Source organism: Avibacterium sp. 20-129 (assembly GCF_026226845.1).
GTDB lineage: Bacteria > Pseudomonadota > Gammaproteobacteria > Enterobacterales > Pasteurellaceae > Avibacterium.
On sequence record NZ_JAKKOE010000001.1, the window covers coordinates 1,093,873 to 1,113,111 of the forward strand.

22 protein-coding genes are annotated in these 19,239 nt (G+C 40.5%); 10 read left to right on the forward strand and 12 right to left on the reverse strand.

Annotation, left to right across the window (positions count from 1 at the left end; genetic code table 11):
• Position 1: 1 nt before the first annotated feature.
• From hisIE to hda, 5 genes are all read left to right on the forward strand, one after another.
• Complete coding sequence (hisIE, locus tag L5B90_RS05170; RefSeq protein ID WP_250364043.1) at positions 2–628, forward strand: bifunctional phosphoribosyl-AMP cyclohydrolase/phosphoribosyl-ATP diphosphatase HisIE; 627 nt, start codon at positions 2–4, stop codon at positions 626–628.
• Between the two features lie 9 nt (positions 629–637).
• Positions 638–1,141 carry a chorismate--pyruvate lyase family protein gene (locus L5B90_RS05175; protein ID WP_250364042.1) on the forward strand — a complete coding sequence of 168 codons (504 nt, stop codon included), beginning with the start codon at positions 638–640 and terminating at the stop codon, positions 1,139–1,141.
• Positions 1,142–1,291: 150 nt separating this feature from the next.
• Positions 1,292–1,918 carry a uracil phosphoribosyltransferase gene (gene upp, locus L5B90_RS05180; protein WP_250351541.1) on the forward strand — a complete coding sequence of 209 codons (627 nt, stop codon included), beginning with the start codon at positions 1,292–1,294 and terminating at the stop codon, positions 1,916–1,918.
• 98 nt (positions 1,919–2,016) lie between these two features.
• On the forward strand, positions 2,017–3,270 hold the full coding sequence (locus L5B90_RS05185; protein WP_265762323.1) for a nucleobase:cation symporter-2 family protein: 1,254 nt from the start codon (positions 2,017–2,019) through the stop codon (positions 3,268–3,270).
• Between the two features lie 106 nt (positions 3,271–3,376).
• Positions 3,377–4,066, forward strand: a complete 690-nt coding sequence (hda, locus tag L5B90_RS05190) for a DnaA regulatory inactivator Hda (protein ID WP_268738960.1) — start codon at positions 3,377–3,379, stop codon at positions 4,064–4,066.
• 121 nt (positions 4,067–4,187) lie between these two features.
• Here hda and L5B90_RS05195 read toward each other — a convergent pair whose 3' ends face one another.
• The 11 genes from L5B90_RS05195 to ccmA all read right to left on the reverse strand — a co-directional run bounded on the left by L5B90_RS05195 (position 4,188) and on the right by ccmA (position 12,160).
• Positions 4,188–4,763, reverse strand: coding sequence for a hypothetical protein (locus L5B90_RS05195; RefSeq protein WP_250351539.1), 576 nt, complete (start codon positions 4,761–4,763; stop codon positions 4,188–4,190).
• Between the two features lie 16 nt (positions 4,764–4,779).
• On the reverse strand, positions 4,780–5,175 hold the full coding sequence (gene gloA2, locus L5B90_RS05200) for an SMU1112c/YaeR family gloxylase I-like metalloprotein (protein ID WP_250351538.1): 396 nt from the start codon (positions 5,173–5,175) through the stop codon (positions 4,780–4,782).
• Between the two features lie 118 nt (positions 5,176–5,293).
• Positions 5,294–6,193 carry a c-type cytochrome biogenesis protein CcmI gene (ccmI, locus tag L5B90_RS05205; RefSeq protein ID WP_250364040.1) on the reverse strand — a complete coding sequence of 300 codons (900 nt, stop codon included), beginning with the start codon at positions 6,191–6,193 and terminating at the stop codon, positions 5,294–5,296.
• Positions 6,194–6,196: 3 nt separating this feature from the next.
• A complete protein-coding gene (locus L5B90_RS05210; protein WP_250364039.1) occupies positions 6,197–6,679 on the reverse strand; it encodes a cytochrome c-type biogenesis protein in 483 nt (160 codons plus the stop codon).
• Complete coding sequence (locus L5B90_RS05215) at positions 6,679–7,224, reverse strand: DsbE family thiol:disulfide interchange protein (RefSeq protein WP_250364038.1); 546 nt, start codon at positions 7,222–7,224, stop codon at positions 6,679–6,681. Before L5B90_RS05215 ends, L5B90_RS05210 begins: the two co-directional genes overlap by 1 nt.
• A 19-nt stretch (positions 7,225–7,243) precedes the next feature.
• Entirely contained in the window at positions 7,244–9,193 is a 1,950-nt protein-coding gene (locus L5B90_RS05220; protein ID WP_265762324.1) for a heme lyase CcmF/NrfE family subunit, read from the reverse strand.
• Positions 9,193–9,708: a cytochrome c maturation protein CcmE gene (ccmE, locus tag L5B90_RS05225; RefSeq protein WP_250351533.1), complete on the reverse strand. Its 516-nt coding sequence runs from the start codon at positions 9,706–9,708 to the stop codon at positions 9,193–9,195. The genes L5B90_RS05220 and ccmE overlap by 1 nt, the downstream gene beginning before the upstream one ends.
• Positions 9,705–9,908 carry a heme exporter protein CcmD gene (ccmD, locus tag L5B90_RS05230; RefSeq protein ID WP_250351532.1) on the reverse strand — a complete coding sequence of 68 codons (204 nt, stop codon included), beginning with the start codon at positions 9,906–9,908 and terminating at the stop codon, positions 9,705–9,707. The genes ccmE and ccmD overlap by 4 nt, the downstream gene beginning before the upstream one ends.
• Positions 9,909–10,015: 107 nt before the next feature.
• Positions 10,016–10,753 (reverse strand): heme ABC transporter permease, encoded by a 738-nt coding sequence (locus L5B90_RS05235; protein WP_265762325.1) that lies wholly within the window; start codon positions 10,751–10,753, stop codon positions 10,016–10,018.
• A gap of 45 nt (positions 10,754–10,798) precedes the next feature.
• Entirely contained in the window at positions 10,799–11,464 is a 666-nt protein-coding gene (gene ccmB, locus L5B90_RS05240) for a heme exporter protein CcmB (protein ID WP_265762326.1), read from the reverse strand.
• Positions 11,465–11,509: 45 nt separating this feature from the next.
• The gene (ccmA, locus tag L5B90_RS05245; RefSeq protein WP_265762327.1) at positions 11,510–12,160 is read right to left on the reverse strand and encodes a cytochrome c biogenesis heme-transporting ATPase CcmA; all 651 of its coding nucleotides are present in this window, start codon (positions 12,158–12,160) and stop codon (positions 11,510–11,512) included.
• A 525-nt stretch (positions 12,161–12,685) separates the two neighbouring features.
• On the opposite strand from ccmA, the gene leuA reads away from it, so the two are divergent.
• Genes leuA through leuD form a run of 5 tightly spaced genes read left to right on the forward strand, consistent with a single transcriptional unit; the run spans position 12,686 to position 18,061 of the window.
• The gene (leuA, locus tag L5B90_RS05250) at positions 12,686–14,239 is read left to right on the forward strand and encodes a 2-isopropylmalate synthase (protein WP_265762328.1); all 1,554 of its coding nucleotides are present in this window, start codon (positions 12,686–12,688) and stop codon (positions 14,237–14,239) included.
• Between the two features lie 11 nt (positions 14,240–14,250).
• The gene (gene leuB, locus L5B90_RS05255; RefSeq protein WP_265762329.1) at positions 14,251–15,336 is read left to right on the forward strand and encodes a 3-isopropylmalate dehydrogenase; all 1,086 of its coding nucleotides are present in this window, start codon (positions 14,251–14,253) and stop codon (positions 15,334–15,336) included.
• A 25-nt stretch (positions 15,337–15,361) separates the two neighbouring features.
• Entirely contained in the window at positions 15,362–15,988 is a 627-nt protein-coding gene (locus tag L5B90_RS05260) for a LysE/ArgO family amino acid transporter (RefSeq protein WP_265762330.1), read from the forward strand.
• Between the two features lie 45 nt (positions 15,989–16,033).
• Entirely contained in the window at positions 16,034–17,449 is a 1,416-nt protein-coding gene (gene leuC / locus L5B90_RS05265) for a 3-isopropylmalate dehydratase large subunit (RefSeq protein ID WP_265762331.1), read from the forward strand.
• A gap of 9 nt (positions 17,450–17,458) precedes the next feature.
• A complete protein-coding gene (gene leuD / locus L5B90_RS05270; protein WP_250351525.1) occupies positions 17,459–18,061 on the forward strand; it encodes a 3-isopropylmalate dehydratase small subunit in 603 nt (200 codons plus the stop codon).
• A 180-nt stretch (positions 18,062–18,241) separates the two neighbouring features.
• Here the strand turns inward: leuD and folD are convergent, their stop codons facing one another.
• Positions 18,242–19,102 (reverse strand): bifunctional methylenetetrahydrofolate dehydrogenase/methenyltetrahydrofolate cyclohydrolase FolD, encoded by an 861-nt coding sequence (gene folD, locus L5B90_RS05275; protein ID WP_250364031.1) that lies wholly within the window; start codon positions 19,100–19,102, stop codon positions 18,242–18,244.
• Positions 19,103–19,239 lie beyond the last annotated feature (137 nt).

Below are 19,239 nucleotides of genomic sequence, written 5' to 3' on the forward strand. Positions count from 1 at the left end.
AATGACAAATCAAGTATTAAAAGCCAAAATCAACTGGCAAAAAGTGGACGGCTTACTTCCGGTTATCGTGCAAAATGCGACGACTTGCGAAGTGTTAATGCTAGGCTATATGAACCCTGAAGCACTAGAAAAAACCCTTTCAGAAAAACGGGTTACCTTTTATTCTCGCACCAAGCAACGTCTTTGGACAAAAGGAGAAACTTCAGGGCATTTCCTTAATGTGGTGGATATGAGTTTGGATTGTGATAATGACACCCTATTAATCCTTGCTAATCCCATTGGCGAAACGTGCCATACTGGGGCGGAAAGTTGTTTTCATCAATTTGAAAAACAAGATGAGCCAGATTGGATCTTTTTTAGTAAATTAGAACGTTTAATTGCGAGCCGCAAAGGGGCTGATCCTGAAAGCTCTTACACCGCCCACTTGTATTCACGCGGCACAAAACGCATCGCACAAAAAGTGGGGGAAGAAGGGGTGGAAACCGCACTGGCAGCGACAGTAAAAGATCGTGAGGAAACCATTTGCGAGGCAGCAGATTTAGCCTATCACTTAACCGTGTTACTGCAAGACGCGAATTTAAGCTGGGCAGATGTGATTGCGAAGCTGAAAGAACGGCATCAAAAATAAGTCTAAAAAATGAATTTTGCACACTATCGTCAATTACTCTCTCGCCCTGATTGGCAAACATCAGGGCATTTTGCCACACCTGAAATAGCGCAATGGATACAGCATCAAGGTTCGCTAACGCAGAAATTGCAACAAGCCTGCCAGCAACTTTCCGTGGAGGTTATTCATCAGGGCTGGCAAACAAATTCCTCGACAAAAACTTCCGAAAAAAGCACCGCACTTAATGATGTCTGGCTACGCGAAGTATTGCTAAAAGGCGATGGCATCCCTTGGATTTTTGCACAAACACGCCTGCCTAAAGATACCGTTGATAACGTCGCACAATATGTATTGCAACTAGATAATGCACCCATTGGCTTGTGGTTATTCAAACAACCCATACAACGCACCTCTCTTTATTGGCGACAAGATCCTGAAACTGGCTTATATGCACGTTATTCAGATTTTGACCTCAAAGGATATGTTTTACAAATCAAAGAGTTATTTCTTGATAATTTCTCTTTCCCAGTCTAGCTCTTTCTTTATATGAGTGCGACATCAAAAAAATGAATGAAAAAACACCGCACTTTTTTCATTGATTTTGCATAATTTTGCTGTTCATTTTGATCACTTTGATTTAGAATTTGTCGATTTTATTTTTACGGGTCGAATAAGGGGTTAAAAATGAAAATTGTTGAAGTTAAACATCCATTAGTGAAACACAAATTAGGTTTAATGCGTGCGGCTGATGTTAGTACCAAACACTTCCGTGAACTCGCTACTGAAGTAGGGAGTTTATTAACCTATGAAGCAACCGCTGATTTAGAAACTGAAAAAGTGATTATTGATGGTTGGTGTGGCCCCGTAGAAGTAGATCGAATTAAAGGCAAAAAAGTAACGGTTGTGCCGATTTTACGTGCTGGTTTAGGAATGATGGACGGAGTGTTAGAGCATATTCCAAGTGCGAGAATTAGCGTAGTTGGTATGTATCGTAATGAGGAAACCCTTGAGCCAGTTCCTTATTTCCAAAAATTAGCAAGCGATTTAGAAGAACGTTTAGCCATTGTCGTTGATCCTATGCTAGCAACAGGGGGATCGATGATTGCCACAATTGATTTATTAAAAGAAAAAGGCTGTAACCAAATTAAAGTATTAGTGTTAGTAGCCGCACCTGAAGGGATTGCTGCATTAGAAAAAGCCCATCCAGATGTAGAATTATATACCGCTTCTATCGATCAAAAATTAAATGAACAAGGCTATATTATCCCGGGCTTAGGTGATGCCGGTGATAAAATTTTTGGTACAAAATAATCTTTTTAAAAACGGCATTTATGCCGTTTTTTTCCGCGTGTTTTATGTAAATAAAACGTTTTTTTAAAGTTAATTCAGACAGAGAGTTGAAACTTAAAATGATAAAAACCAATCCAAATGCACCTATTGAGGTGGAAAACAAAGCCAAACAAGCCTTTGTAGGCTTGCAAATGTTATTTGTTGCTTTTGGCGCACTAGTACTTGTTCCCCTTATTACAGGCTTAGATGCCAATACCGCATTATTAACCGCGGGGGTGGGAACATTACTTTTCCAATTATGCACGGGTAAACAAGTCCCCATTTTTCTTGCTTCTTCTTTTGCTTTTATTGCGCCAATCCAATATGGCGTTGCGACTTGGGGGATTGCCGTAACAATGGGCGGGCTAGCTTGCACTGGCTTAGTCTATTTTGCGTTAAGCACACTGGTAAAACTAAAAGGTGCGGAAGCCTTACAAAAGATCTTTCCGCCTGTCGTGGTAGGCCCTGTCATTATTATTATCGGTATGGGACTTGCGCCTGTTGCGGTAGATATGGCACTTGGGAAAAACTCAGCATATCAATATAATGATGCGGTTTTAGTTTCTATGGCAACACTCTTAACGACGCTGGCAGTGGCGGTTTTTGCTAAAGGAATAATGAAACTGATTCCAATTATGTTTGGTATTACGGTCGGTTATATTTTATGCTTATTCTTAGGCTTAATTAATTTCCAGCCTGTCCTTGATGCCCCTTGGTTTAGTTTACCGCATATCACCACACCAGAATTTAAGCTAGAAGCTATTTTATACTTACTTCCAATTGCGATTGCCCCTGCGGTAGAACACGTTGGCGGAATTATGGCGATTAGCTCTGTAACGGGTAAAGATTTTCTGAAAAAACCGGGATTACACCGCACATTACTCGGTGATGGTGTCGCGACCACTGCGGCATCATTATTGGGTGGCCCACCAAATACCACCTATGCGGAAGTAACAGGGGCAGTTATGCTAACACGCAACTTCAATCCAACAATTATGACCTGGGCTGCCGTATGGGCAATTGCCATTTCTTTCTGTGGAAAAGTGGGGGCATTTCTTTCCACCATTCCAACCATTGTAATGGGAGGCATTATGATGCTAGTATTTGGCTCTATTGCAGTGGTCGGAATGAGTACCTTAATCCGTGGCAAAGTCGATGTTACCGAGGCACGCAATCTGTGCATTATTTCTGTGGTGATGACTTTTGGTATTGGTGGAATGTTCGTGAACTTCGGCGAAATTTCATTAAAAGGTATTAGTTTGTGTGCGGTTGTGGCGATCCTTCTTAACCTGATTTTGCCAAAAGCGAAAGATCAGGTAGAAATTCAAGAATAAAATATCACCAAATTCAACGTAGAAAATAGGGGTAGGCTTTATTTATCCCTATTTTTTTTGTATATTCTTACCGCACTTTAGTTTACGAACACATTGGTTATTAGATTTGCAGTTACCGCTTCCCATTCATCAAATTGATGAAGAAACTCTAGATAATTTTTATGCCGACAATAATTTATTGTTGCTCGATTCCTTGCATAAAAATTTTACTGAATTAAAACAGCAATTTTTCTATATCTGGGGAACAAAAAGTAGCGGCAAAACCCATTTACTAAAAGCCTGTTCTAATGAATTTTTAGTGCAGCAACGCCCTTCTATTTATGTGCCATTAAGCAAATCACAATATTTCTCCCCTGAAGTGCTGGAAAATTTGGAGCAGCAAGATTTAGTCTGCTTAGATGATATTCAAGCGGTGATTGGTAATGATGAATGGGAGCTCGCAATTTTTGATCTGATTAATCGTATGCGAGAACAAGGGCAAGGTATTTTACTCATCAGTGCCAATCAATCACCAAATGCGCTACCAGCGAAATTGCCTGATTTGAGATCACGTTTATCTTGGGGGGAAAGTTATCAGCTTGTATCTTTAGATGATGAACAGAAAATCAAGGTATTACAACAAAAAGCACATTCTCGTGGCATAGAACTGCCCGATGAAACCGCTAATTTTCTGCTAAAACGCCTTAATCGTGATATGCACACGCTGTTCCAAGCATTGGCAGACTTAGATAAAGCCTCTTTACAAGCACAGCGTAAACTGACGATTCCTTTCGTGAAAGAGATTTTAAAACTATAAAGGGAAGGTATTCCCCTTCCCTCTCAGTATGTTATCGTCATTCCAAATAAAAATCATACAGCGTTGCCGCTTCCTTATGTACGACGAGTAACACCGCGGTCGCTTTCTCGTATTTTCATTTTCAACGACGATAATAATCTTGTTTACAAATTGTTTTTTTCAGCATTTCTGAATTTTTTGCAATATTTTGTGTTGCAACTTGTTTACCGTATTTATTTTCTTCATCTTGCACCTGCTGTGCAATTTTTTCATCTTGAATGTTAAATACAGGCGCATATTGCACATTTTCTGGCGCATTTTTAGAATAAATGGTGGCACCTGCAATGCTTGCATAATATTCATTATTAGCTTGGTCAATATAATAAGTACGAGAATCGGTCATATCAACGCCATAATGTGATCTAAACCCTCGACAAATCCCCGCACCAGATTTGAATACCGTGTGCGCAACACGATTTTCACTCACCTCATACACTTCAAACTCAATACTTTTGGCGAGTTTTTCTGCATCGCTCATTTTCTTAGGATTAAGAAGCTTCGATTCTTCCTTGCTCACATAGGTTTGATTTTCTGGCTCACTTTCAGAAAAACGAAAAACTTCCACATAACCAGAAGGCTCTGCCGTTTCTTCAACTGCCATAATGAAATGGCTAGAAAAGCTAAGGAAGATAGCCGTTGCTATATTTAACTTTTTCATTTTGTTACCAAATATTTTACTCAATTTCGTATAGTTCCAAAGGTAACCCATCTGGATCTTGAAAAAAGGTAAACTGCTTACCCGTTAATTCATCGACTCTGATAGGTTCACAAAAAATGCAATGTTGGGCTAAATATGCCACAACTTGATGAATATGCTTTACTTTAAATGCCAAATGGCGTAAACCGCAAGCTTCTGGTTTTGTCACTCTGGCTGGCGGGTTGGGAAAGGAAAACAGCTCAATTTGACTACCATCGGGCAAAGCAAGATCCAGTTTATAGCTGTCTCGCTCTGCTCGATAGGTTTCTTGAATCACCTTTGCCTGCAAAATTTGCGTGTAAAAATGTTTAGATTTTGCGTAATCTGACGCAATAATCGCAATATGATGAAAACCTAAAAATAATGAATTCATTTATCCTCCACGCAATAATCGCTCCACTATATCATTTTTTCAGTAAAATGTGGAATTATCGCTCAAATAGGAAAAAGATAAGATTGGCGTATTTCAAATGGCGCGACGCCACACATCATTACTTTTTCTGATTTGCCTTCTCTTTTTCTTCTTGCGCATCACGCGCTGCACGGATACTTTTTTCTAATAATGCGACTCTAGGATCATCTTTGGGAATTAAACGCAGCATCATTGCCCAAGTAACCGCAGCCATTTTATATTCTTCAGCTTCAAAATATTGAAAAGCCAACAAACCTAACGCCTGTAAATTCGTATGATCTTTACGCAGTACGCCTTTGAGTAAATCCATACCTTTATTTTTATCCGTTTGGTCATCAGAGAACATTAATATACGTGCATAAGAAAGCTGATATTCCTTATTTTCAGGATCTAATTTTACCGCTCTTGCATAGCTGTCATAAGCCAAACGTGCATCATTAAGATTCATTGCCGCCTGCCCAAGCGTCCACCAATCTGCCGCATTATTTGGCTCTTTTTGCAATTTCAAACGCAAAGCCATCGCAAACTGCTGTAATTCTTGCTCATTCATTGGCTTACTTTCTTCTTCCTTTAAGCGTTCATAAAAGTGCGGTAATTTTTGATAAGTTTTTTCAATCATAGCCTCTTGTTGCCACGCTCCTACACGCATATAGCCTAATCCCGCTAGAATAGCCAACGCGAGAAAACCTGAAACAAACCAAATTTTGCCATATTGTTTATGATCTTGTTGCAGCGGTTCATTTTCAGGAATATCTTGCAATAAGGTTTGTTGCAATTCTGTGCGTAACTGCGGGGTATCTTCAATTAAGCCTTGTTGTTCATCATCCTCAAGTTCTTTTAACCGATTAAGATAAAAGGCTTTATTTAACTTATTTCGCTTATTGCTATCCTGTTCGGTTTTGCTTGAAAATAATAAGGGATAGAAACAAATCACTGCAATCAAGAGTGTTACGCCTAGACTAATGAGCCAAAAATTCATTGATTATTCCTTATCTGCTAATAATTTTGCTAAACGTTGCTGTTCTGCTTGGGTTAATTTTTCATCATCCATTTGTACCGCACTTTGCTTTGCCTGAATTTGTGTTTTGGATTTGCGGCGTAACACTAAAATACCACCAAATAACACCAAGCCAATCGGTACAATCCAAAGTAATAGCGTAGCTGGCGTGAGCGGTGGGTTGTAGGTAACAAAGTTGCCATAACGTTGCACCATATAATCCACCACTTGCTGTTTAGTTTGTCCTTGATTGAGCAATTGATAAACTTTTTCGCGCATATCCACCGCAATGGTGGCGTTAGAATCTGCAATATTATTGTTCTGACACTGCGGGCAACGTAGCTCTTGGGTGAGGCTTTGATAATCTTGTTCCTGTTGTGCTGACGCAAAATTCCGCACCTCAATCGCTGCCTTGGCGGTGATAGCAAAAAATAAAAGTGCGGTAAAAAAATAAGGAATTTTTCGCATTATTTTTGTTCCATTAATTTTTGATAAATTGGCTGTAACGTGCTTTGCCAGACTTTTTCGTTCACATCACCTGCATAGCGATAATGAATGATGCCTTTGCCATCAATAATGAAGGTTTCTGGTGCGCCATAGACGCCTAAATCAAGTCCAAAAGCGCCTTTTTCATCTTTAATCACAAGCTGATAAGGATTGCCTAACTCTTTTAACCATTTAATCGCCTTATCCGTTTTGTCTTTATAATCTACCCCGATAATGGTTATCCCTTGTGAATGAAGCTGATTTAAATATTGATGTTCCGCATAGCAGGTGGGACACCAAGTTGCCCATACATTCAATAAGATTGGCTTGCCTTGCTGAAAAATACGTTGCTCGTGCGTTTTGTTGTCAAACAGATCTTGCAATATTGCGGTTGGCACAGGTTTGCCCACTAACGCACTTTCCAACGCTTTGGGATCATCGCCGTTGGAATTACGCTGTAATTGAACGAAAAAGGCAATACTCAATGCCAAAAATAAAATTAGCGGAATTGCATATTTTTTATTCATTATAACCTTCTTATTCTGTTTAAGCCTTCGTTAATAACTGTTTGAAACGGTAACGTCGATCAAACATACAAAGCAAGCCGCCTAACGCCATAAAGAGACCACCGAGCCAAATCCAACGAATAAACGGTTTATAATATAAACGTAATGCCCACGCGCCATTGCCAAGGCTTTCACCTAATGCCACATAGAGATCGCGTGCAAAGCCCCAATCAATCGCGGCTTCTGTCATTGACATTTTACTTACCGTGTAAAAGCGTTTTTCAGCATACAGCGTGGTTTCATATTGACCATTTTTACTGATTTCAATTTCTGCCTTGCCACCAAGATAGTTTGGCCCATTCGCATCACTAATCCCTTGGAATTTAAAATCATAGCCCGCAATCTCAATGCTATCGCCAACGTTCATTCGCACATCACGTTCAATGCTGTAATTTTGGCTAAAGGCAATCCCCCAGACGGTCATCGCCACGCCGAGATGTGCCAACACCATTCCCCAATGCGAGCGGGAAAGTTTGCTTAGCCCTGCAAAGAAGTGATGGCGGTGAGTAGCTCGCTGTTGTAATTCGTATAAGGCTAATACGGTGATAATCACCGACATCATCACGCCTAGCACAGAGGTTGCCGTGATACGATCTTGTAACCAATAAGGCAACACAACCCCCGCAATTAACATCAAAATTAGGCTAAGAATGACAGGTGTTCGGATAGCAGAAAATTGATCTCTACGCCATTTTACCAACGGTCCAATACCAAGTAATAAAGCAAAAGGGATCATAATGTAAAGGAACATTTGATCGAAGAATGGCGCACCGATAGAAATGCTCCCCAAGCCAAGTTGTTTATGCACTAAAGGCAATAATGTACCTAAAAACACCACAGCAAGTGCGGTCATTAAAAGGATATTATTGAGTAACAACATCGTTTCGCGCGAATAACGTTCTGCATTATCTCTTGAACGAATGCGGTTGCCTTTGTAAGCATACAAGGTCAGTGAGCCACCAATCACGACGATCAAATACGCTAAAATATAGAGTCCACGGGTTGGATCAGAAGCAAAGGCGTGTACAGACACTAAAATACCCGAACGCACAAGGAATGTGCCGAGCAAACAAAGGGAAAAGGCTAAAATCGCCAGCAATACTGTCCAAGCTTTAAATGCGCCCCGCTTTTCGGTTACCGCAAGCGAATGCAATAACGCCGTTCCTGCCAACCAAGGCATTAATGAGGCGTTTTCTACCGGATCCCAGAACCACCAGCCGCCCCAGCCGAGTTCATAATACGCCCACCAAGAACCAAGTACGATCCCTAAGGTTAAAAACACCCAAGCGGCCATTGTCCAAGGTCTTGACCATCTTGCCCACGCGGTATCCAGTTTGCCCGTCATTAATGAGGCAATGGAAAAAGCAAATGCCACTGAAAATCCCACATAGCCCATATAAAGCAGGGGCGGGTGGAAAATTAAGCCCACATCTTGCAATAAAGGATTTAATTCTCGCCCTTCCACTGGAAAATTTGGAAAGGTACGTGTAAAAGGGTTCGATGTGAAGAGAACAAAAATCAAAAAACCAATCGTAATAACCCCCATCACGCCTAACACGCGCGCAACCGCTTCTTGCGGTAACGGCTTGCTGAAAAAGGCTACCGCAGCACTCCATAAGGTGAGCAACCAAATCCATAGCAATAATGAGCCTTCGTGCGATCCCCATACCGCAGATAAGCGATAAGCCAAAGGTAACGTTGTATTTGAATTATTGACCACATATTGCACAGAAAAATCATTGGTCGCGAATAGATAAAATAAGCACGCAAATGCCAAACTCAATGCCACAAATAATCCATAGGTCATTGGACGTGCTAATGCCATCAGTTGGGCATTATTTTTTTCTGCCCCATATAAAGGGAATATCGCCAATAATAATGCAATGCCTAAACTTAGGGCTAACGCATAATTTCCTAATTCCGCAATCATTATTTACCTTCTCGTTTTTCTTGACGATCTCGTTCGCTTTCATGGCTTAAATCTGAAATGCCCATTGGCTTATGCACTTTTTTCATTTGTTCGCCTAATTCGGGTGGAACATAATTCTCATCGTGTTTTGCCAATACTTCACTGGCTTCTAGCACAGTCGGGGTTTTTAATACTCCTTGTGCGACAATGCCCTGTCCTTCACGGAATAAATCAGGCAAAATACCTTCATATTCCACCGTAATTGAAGGCCCAATATCGTTGAGATCAAATACCACTTTCAGGCTTTTCGCATCACGTTTTACTGAGCCTTCCACCACCATTCCGCCAACACGGATACGTTGCCCAACGTGCGGTTTGGTTTCCGCATTCTCATTTTTGCCATAAAGTACTTCTGTTGGTGTATAAAATAAATCAATATTTTGACGCAACGCATACAACACCAGCGATGACGCCACCGCAAGACCGACTAACACAAATAAAACAATGGTTAAACGAGATTTACGTCTTGGATTCATAGGCTTTCTCCCGTTCTACGTTTTTGTTCATATTGGGCGCGTTGTTGTTCACGTTTAATTTCATTAATGAGATTTTTCTTACTCATCACCCCTTGCAAGATCAAGCCCACAATGGCTAAGAAAGAAATGCCATAGGAAAGCCAGACGTAAAACCCATAGCCCCCCATATTTAGAAAATCACTCACAGAGTTAAAAAACATTCTCTTATCCTTATAAAATTAAAAATTCGTTGAAAAACCACCGCACTTTGGTTTTCTCCCCACATTATGTTTAAAAAATAAAAGTGCGGTGCAAATTTATGCAAAATTTATTTGCTATTTACTAACATTTTTACCCAAGGGCGTTTTTTCTCATCATTTAATAAGGCTAAACGATAACGCACTAAGGTTAAACAAATGGTTAATGCCATAAAGCCCAAAATAGATAAAATCAGTGGGATCAACATCGGCGTTGCAATAGATGGCTTTTCAAATTTGGTGATACTCGCGCCTTGGTGCAAGGTATTCCACCATTCCACAGAGAAGTGGATAACCGGAATATTGATGACACCAACAATGGATAAAATGGCGGCGGCTTTCATTCCTGTTGTGCGATCTTGGAATGCGGAATACAACGCAATCACGCCTAAATATAAGAAAAATAAAATTAATGATGCGGTTAAGCGTGCGTCCCACACCCACCACGTTCCCCACATAGGTTTTCCCCAAATCGCCCCAGTTACTAAGGCGATAAAAGTAAATACCATACCAATTGGTGCCATCGCAATAATTGAAAGATGCGCTTGGCGAATTTGCCACACTAAACCAATGATTCCCGCAATCGCCATTGACACATAAATACTCATTGACCAAATGGCTGCTGGAACGTGAATATACATAATGCGAAAGCTATTACCTTGTTGGTAGTCTGCTGGTGCATAAGCTAAGCCCCATACTAAAGCCGTCGCAATGAATAAGGTTGAAAGTATGGCAAACCAAGGAAGTAATTTTCCACATACGCGATATTGCGTTTCTGGTTTAGCATAAGGGTGAAGCCATTTCCACATAATGAATATTTTCCTTACTTTAAAATCAAAAATCAGTTTCTCACGTTATTCCACGCTAATCCGTAACGCTGCCGCAATAGCAAAAGGCGATAAGGTTAATGCAGCACATAACATTGCGCCCAAAATAGCAAGTTGCCCATTATAAGGCAAGGTAAGTGCCGCCGCTTCAAGGACAGACGAAGAAAAAATCAGCACGGGAATAAACAAAGGTAACACCAATAAACTCAATAGCACACCGCCTTTGCGTAGCCCAACCGTAAGCGCCACACCAATTGCACCAAGACAGCTTAGAATTGGCGTCCCCAATAACAATGTCAGCACTAACGCCCACCAAATATGGCTATCCAAAGAAAGCAATAATGCGGCAATGGGGGAAAGCAAAATCAGGGGTAAACCTGTCAATAACCAATGTGCCACCACTTTAGCTAATGCGGTTAAGGCTAAATGTTGTGAGCTGAGCATTAATTGCTCTAATGAGCCATCAATAAAATCATCACGAAATAAACGTTCAAAAGATAATAATGCCGAGAGCAAGGCTGCCACCCAAGCAATCCCGGGGGCAATTTCGGCGAGTAATTTCGGTTCTGGGCCGATGACCAAAGGAAATAAGGTAATAATAATCAAAAAGAACCACAACGGATTGAGAATCTCCGTTTGTTTTCGCATCGCAATGCGTAATTCCCGTTTGATAATTTGTGCAAATATCTGCATAAAAACGTCTCTCATTTTGCACCGCACTTTATTTGAGCATAGCGACTAAGCACGATGTAGGTCAAATTTATATTTCTCTAAATCCAGCACCTGTAATTGTTCGCTCGGGATCGCTTGATGACTAGTTAAAATCACCATTCCGCCTTTTTCCACTTGCTGTTCAAATAAGCCTGTTAAAATGCGTACACCCTTTTTGTCAATCGCCGTGAAAGGCTCATCTAAAATCCATAAAGGCGCTTGGGAAAGCCATAACCGTGCAAGGGCAATACGTCGCTGTTGCCCTGCGGAAAGTTGCCCTGCGATAATCTCTTCACGCCCGATCAAGCCCACTTTTTCCAATGCCTGCCAAAGGGCTTCTTCACCTTGTTGGCATTGGCTAACGGCTTGATAAAATTTCAAATTTTCCCACGCAGTAAGTTCTGGTTTAATTCCCGTGTGATGACCTAAATATAATAACTGGTAATAATACGCTTCACGGCATTGTTTAATCGGTTGAGCATTCCAGCATACTTGCCCAACAACAGGTTCGGCTAGCCCAACTAAAATCCGTAATAAACTGGTTTTTCCAATACCATTATGTCCTTCAATCTGTACAAAATCACCACTTTGCCAAGTTAAAGATAACTCGGAAAATAAGGTTTTATCGCCACGTTGGCAGGTAATTTGTTCAAGCTGTAATTGATTGATTATTGACATAAAAATTGACAATTATTGGAAAATGCCCTGATTCTATCATAAGGCGATAACGCCGCGTAGTTCTTCCAGCAAAGAAAGGCTACCCCTTTAGTAGTATTTGTAGGTTATTATTGATTTAACGCAAAATTTGTTTTTTCTTCTTTATCAAAATAAATTTTATTCTCTTGTTTTCAGGAAAAGTGCGGTATAAAAAAATAACATTTTTGCCACTTTTAGTTTATTAAACCAATATAAAATTAAAATGCAAAATATTAAACTAAATAAATACATTGAAAATCGTTTGCTTTAGAGAAAAATACTAAAATAGTGTTTGACAGTTTATTTTTAGCAGGTAAGATAAAACCGTTTTCAAGAAGGATTATGTTTTATGTTTACTCGTGTTTTGCTTTCACTCCACCTGCTCCTCTCACAATTTTTGTGCGGCTAGCTTGTGGATAAAAAACACGTTATGTAAAAATTTCCCAAATTTGACCCGCACTTTAGAGGCGGGTTTTTTTATATTCAAAATCAATGAAAGGATAAGTTATGACAGATCAAGTGATTATCTTTGACACCACCTTACGCGATGGCGAGCAAGCCCTAAAAGCCAGTTTAACGGTAAAAGAAAAACTACAAATTGCCCTTGCTCTTGAACGTCTTGGCGTTGATGTAATGGAAGTGGGATTTCCTGTTTCTTCTGAGGGAGATTTTGAATCCGTACGCACCATTGCGGAACATATCAAAAATAGTCGTGTCTGTGCGTTATCTCGTGCGGTGGATAAAGATATTGATGTGGCAGCAGAAGCCTTAAAAGTGGCGGAAGCATTCCGAATTCATACTTTCATTGCCACCTCAGCTTTGCACGTTGAAAGCAAATTACGTCGCACCTTTGATGATGTGATAGAGATGGCAATTAATGCGGTTAAACGTGCGCGCCGTTATACCGATGATGTGGAATTTTCTTGTGAAGATGCTGGGCGTACAGGCATTGATAATATTTGCCGTATTGTAGAAGCCGCAATCAATGCGGGAGCAACCACAGTGAATATTCCAGATACAGTGGGTTATTGTTTACCAATGGAATATGGCAATATTATCGCCAATGTAATGAACCGTGTACCAAATATTGATACAGCGATTATTTCCGTGCATTGCCATAATGATTTGGGAATGGCGACTGCGAACTCTTTAACTGCGATACAAAATGGTGCAAGACAAATTGAATGTACAGTAAATGGTATCGGTGAGCGTGCGGGTAACACGGCATTGGAAGAAGTGGTGATGGCAATTAAAACCCGTCAGACCTTGTTTGGCGTAGATACTCGTATTAATACACAAGAAATTCACCGTGTTAGCCAAATGGTTAGTCAATTATGTAATATGCCAATTCAACCCAATAAAGCGATTGTTGGGTCAAATGCCTTTTCCCATTCTTCTGGTATTCATCAAGACGGTATGGTGAAAAATAAAAATACTTACGAAATTATGTCGCCAGAAACCATCGGTTTGAAAAAAGAAAAATTGAATTTAACGGCTCGTTCTGGGCGTGCAGCGGTAAAAAATCATATGGATTCAATGGGATATCAAGAAAGTGAATATGATTTAGATAAATTGTATGAGGCGTTCTTGAAATTAGCAGATAAAAAAGGGCAAGTGTTCGATTATGATTTAGAAGCCCTTGCTTTTATTGATATGCAGCAAGGCGATGAGGATCGTTTAACCTTAGATGTGATTACTTCACAAATGATCAGCCATTTACCTGCCTCTGCCTTTGTGCAAGTGGAGCTAGACGGTGAAAAATTAAGCCAAGTATCCAGTGGGGGGAATGGCCCAGTTGATGCAGTGTTTAATGCCATTTTGAACATCACGAATATTGATTTAAAAATGTTGAATTATCACTTAACGGCTAAAGGCGAAGGGGCTGAGGCACTAGGGCAAGTGGATATTGTGGTGGAGCATAAAGGTCGCCGTTTCCACGGGGTGGGCTTGGCAACGGATATTGTAGAATCCTCAGCCCGTGCGCTGATCCACGCCATCAATGCAATTTACCGCTCACATAAAGTAGAAAATTTGAAATTAAGCAAAAACTCGATCAATTAAGGAGTGATACGATGAAAAATTATAATGTTGCTGTATTAAGTGGTGATGGCATTGGGCCTGAAGTGATGGCAGAAGCCATTAAAGTGCTTGATGCCGTACAACAAAAATACGGTTTTCAGCTTAACTTCCGCCATTTTGATGTAGGTGGCATTGCCATTGACAAGCACGGCACAGCGTTACCAGAAGACACCTTAACAGGTTGCGAACAAAGCGATGCTATCTTATTTGGTTCAGTGGGTGGACCAAAATGGGAACATCTTCCGCCTAACCAACAACCTGAACGCGGTGCGTTATTACCATTACGCAAACATTTTTCATTGTTTTGTAATTTACGCCCTGCAACCTTATACAAAGGCTTAGAAAAATTCTGCCCATTGCGTGCAGATATTGCTGCTAAAGGTTTTGATATGGTTACCGTCCGTGAATTAACGGGAGGCATTTATTTTGGTCAGCCAAAAGGGCGCGAAGGCGAGGGAGATAATGAGAAAGCCTATGATACGGAAATTTATCATCGCTATGAAATTAAACGCATTGCCAAAGTTGCCTTTGAAACCGCAATGAAACGTAAAAAACATTTAACGTCTGTAGATAAAGCCAATGTATTAATCAGTTCAATCTTATGGCGGGAAGTGGTTGAAGAAGTTGCGAAAGATTACCCAGAAGTAACGTTAGATCATATCTACATTGATAATGCTACGATGCAATTAATCAAGCAACCTGAATTTTTTGATGTGTTACTTTGCTCAAATATTTTCGGCGACATTATTTCTGATGAATGTGCGATGATCACGGGTTCAATGGGAATGCTACCTTCAGCGAGCTTAAACGAAAAAGGATTTGGTTTATATGAGCCTGCAGGTGGTTCTGCCCCTGATATCGCAGGGAAAGGTATCGCAAACCCGATTGCACAAATTCTTTCTGCCGCAATGATGTTACGTTATAGCTTTAATCTTAATGAGGCGGCGAATGAAATAGAAAGTGCGGTACAAAAAGTGCTAGAAAATGGCTATCGTACAGCAGATTTAGCCGATGAAAACACACCTGTTTCAACGAAGGAAATGGGGGATCTCATTATTCAACAAATTATTGAAAATTAATTAAAGAACCACAGGTTTATTATAAATGGATAACTTTATTTACGGTTTGCTCCTCTCAGGCAGTATGATTATGGCGATTGGTGCGCAAAATGTGTTTGTCATCAAAAATGGTATTATTAGAAATAATGCTTTTATCATCGCTTTCATCTGCTTTTTATGCGATTTTCTGCTTATGTTTACAGGGGTATTTTTTGTTGGTTCAGTTGCTACAATTAATCCTTGGGTCACATTATGCATTTCTGCCGCTGCCATTATATTTCTATGTTGGTATGGACTAAATGCTTGGAAAACTGCACGCAAAGGAGATTATCAACTGAAATTTGATATAGCGCAACAACGCTCAAGCATCAAGCTTTCAATCCTTTCAACATTAGCTATCACAATGCTCAACCCACACGTTTATTTGGATACCGTTGTGGTTGTAGGAGGAGTTGCAGCACAACTAAATCAAACTGAGAAATGGCAATTTGTCATTGGTGCATTAACCGCCTCTGCTCTTTGGTTCTTTAGCATTGCTTATTTTTCTCGCTTTGCCTTAAAACTTTTCCAAAACCGTAAAGCCTGGATTGTTTTTGATACGGCAGTTGCTTTATTTATGTGGTTCTTAGCGGCCAATATTGCTTGGTATGCTTATAACGAAATTCAATTTTAATATTCTATATGATTAAAAGAATAACTAAACAACGAGTGATTACAAATGAAAACACAAAAAACCCTATATGACAAATTATTCGATGCACACATCGTCTACGAATCACAAGGTGAAACACCGATTTTATACATTAATCGCCATTTAATTCACGAGGTTACTAGCCCTCAAGCATTTGATGGATTACGAGTCGCGAACCGCCCCGTTCGTCAAGTAGGAAAAACCTTCGGCACAATGGATCACAGTATTTCAACGCAAGTACGTGATGTGAATAAATTGGAAGGGCAAGCCAAAATTCAAGTGCTTGAATTAGCTAAAAACTGTGCAAAGACAGGAATTGAGTTGTTTGATATGAATAGCAAACAACAAGGTATCGTTCACGTAGTTGGACCTGAACAAGGGCTAACCTTACCGGGTATGACCATCGTATGTGGCGATTCACACACCGCAACTCACGGTGCTTTTGGTGCATTAGCCTTTGGAATTGGAACATCAGAAGTCGAACACGTGTTAGCAACACAAACCTTAAAACAAAGTCGCGCGAAAAATATGAAAATTGAAGTACGTGGTAAAGTTGCCCCGGGGATTACTGCAAAAGATATTGTGCTTGCGATTATCGGTAAAACCACAATGGCTGGTGGCACAGGACACGTTGTAGAATTTTGTGGCGAAGCGATTCGTAACCTCTCAATGGAAGGCCGAATGACAGTATGTAATATGGCAATTGAACTCGGTGCGAAAGCAGGATTAATTGCCCCAGATGAAACGACCTTTGAATATTTAAAAGGGCGTCCTTATGCGCCGAAAGGTAAAGATTGGGATGAGGCTATCGCTTATTGGAAAACACTCAAAACCGATGAAGGGGCTGAATTTGATACGGTAGTCGTATTAGAAGCCAAAGACATCGCACCACAAGTCACTTGGGGAACAAATCCGGGACAGGTGATTGGTATTGATCAAACCGTACCCAATCCAGCGGAAATGCGTGATCCTGTGATACGTGCCTCTGCGGAAAAAGCCTTAGCTTATATTGGTTTAGAACCCAACGCAGATTTAACTCAGATTTCCATTGATCAAGTATTTATTGGCTCTTGCACGAACTCTCGTATTGAAGATTTACGCGCTGCCGCTGCGGTGATGAAAGGGCGTAAAGTGGCGGATAACGTAAAACGCGTGTTGGTTGTTCCGGGGTCTGGACTTGTGAAAGAGCAAGCAGAAAAAGAGGGGTTGGATAAAATCTTTATTGAAGCTGGCGCACAATGGCGTAACCCCGGCTGTTCAATGTGCTTAGGAATGAACGATGACCAACTAGGCGAATGGGAACGCTGTGCCTCCACCAGTAACCGTAATTTTGAAGGCCGTCAAGGGCGTAATGGCCGAACACATCTTGTTAGCCCAGCAATGGCAGCAGCCGCAGCGGTGTTTGGTAAATTTGTCGATATTCGTCAAGTGGAATTATATTAAGGAGAAATTATGGCAGGCTTTAAACAACATTCAGGCATTGTTGTGCCATTAGATGTGGCAAATGTAGATACCGATGCCATTATTCCAAAACAATTTTTACAAGCGATTACACGCGTCGGTTTTGGTAAACATTTATTCCATGAATGGCGTTATCTTGATGCCGAAGGCACTCAGCCAAATCCCGAATTTGTACTAAACTTCCCGCAATATCAAGGGGCGAGTATTTTGCTTGCACGCAAAAATCTAGGCTGTGGTTCATCTCGTGAACACGCGCCTTGGGCATTGGCCGATTATGGTTTCAAAGTGATGATTGCACCAAGTTTCGCAGATATTTTCTATAACAACAGCTTAAACAATCATATGCTTCCAATCCGTTTAAGCGAAGAGGAAATCGAAGAAATCTTCCAATGGGTGTGGGCAAATCAAGGTGCAACCATTGATGTGGATTTAGAAAAAATGACCGTTACCACAGGTGAAAAAATCTATCCCTTTGAACTAGATGCATTCCGCCGTCATTGCCTATTAAATGGTTTAGATAATATTGGTTTAACCTTGCAACACGAAGAGGCTATTTCAGCATACGAGAAAAATATTCCTGCATTCTTGAAATAGATTTAAGGCTGACATAACGTCAGCCTAATTTTATCTAAAGGCTGGAAATTTTGATTGTTTTAATGTATACCTATGCCAATATTCTGCATATTCAAAGTGGTGATATAGCAATGAGCTTAGGATTATTTTCAATCGGCATTGGGTTATATTTTTAAAGTGCGGTGTTTTTTTCTATTATTTTTATTTACCCTCAGCCCAATGTTTTTCATAAGCGGATAACGTATTATACATTAACATTGCAACGGTCATTGGCCCTACACCACCGGGAACTGGGGTAATATAACCCGCTCTTTCTTTTGCTTTATCAAATTCCACGTCACCAGCAAGTTTGCCATCGACACGGTTAATCCCGACATCAATCACCACAGCGCCTTCTTTAATCCATTCGCCGGGGATAAATTGTGGTTTTCCTACCGCTACCACTAAAATATCCGCTTGCTTAACGTGATGTGCCAAATCTTTTGTAAAGCGATGTGTTACCGTAACGGTGCAGCCTGCGAGTAATAGCTCTAATGCCATAGGACGCCCTACGATATTAGAAGCCCCTACAATTACGGCATGCTGACCATAAAAATCAATGCCAGTGGTTTCTAAAAGCTTAATCACGCCGTAAGGCGTACAAGCGCGTAAGGTAGGAATACGCTGACATAAACGCCCCACATTATATGGGTGAAAACCATCCACATCTTTATTTGGTGAAATACGCTCAATCACAGAGGTGCTATTAATATGAGCCGGTAAAGGCAATTGAACGAGAATCCCATCAATGTTCGGATCCGCATTTAACTCATCGATCAGGGCAAGCAATGCTTGCTCGGAGGTACTTTCAGGCAAGTCATAAGATTTAGAAAACATACCAATTTCTTCACAGCTTCTACGTTTACTTTCAACATAAACTTGTGAAGCTGGATCTGTGCCAACTAAAATAACAGCCAACCCTGGGGCGCGTCTATTTTGTTTAAGATGCTGCTGAATTTTTTCTGCTATTTCTGCTTTGATTTCTTTCGAGAGTGCGGTGCCAGAGATGATTTGTGCCGTCATTACGTTTTCCTTAAATATGAAATGCTGAGAAAGTAAACGTTTGCTATTTTCTCAAAAAAAACCTTCTAATGTAAGCCTAATTGAGATAATTTTGAGCGATTAAACCAAAAAACAGAAAAAATTCATTGACTGATAAT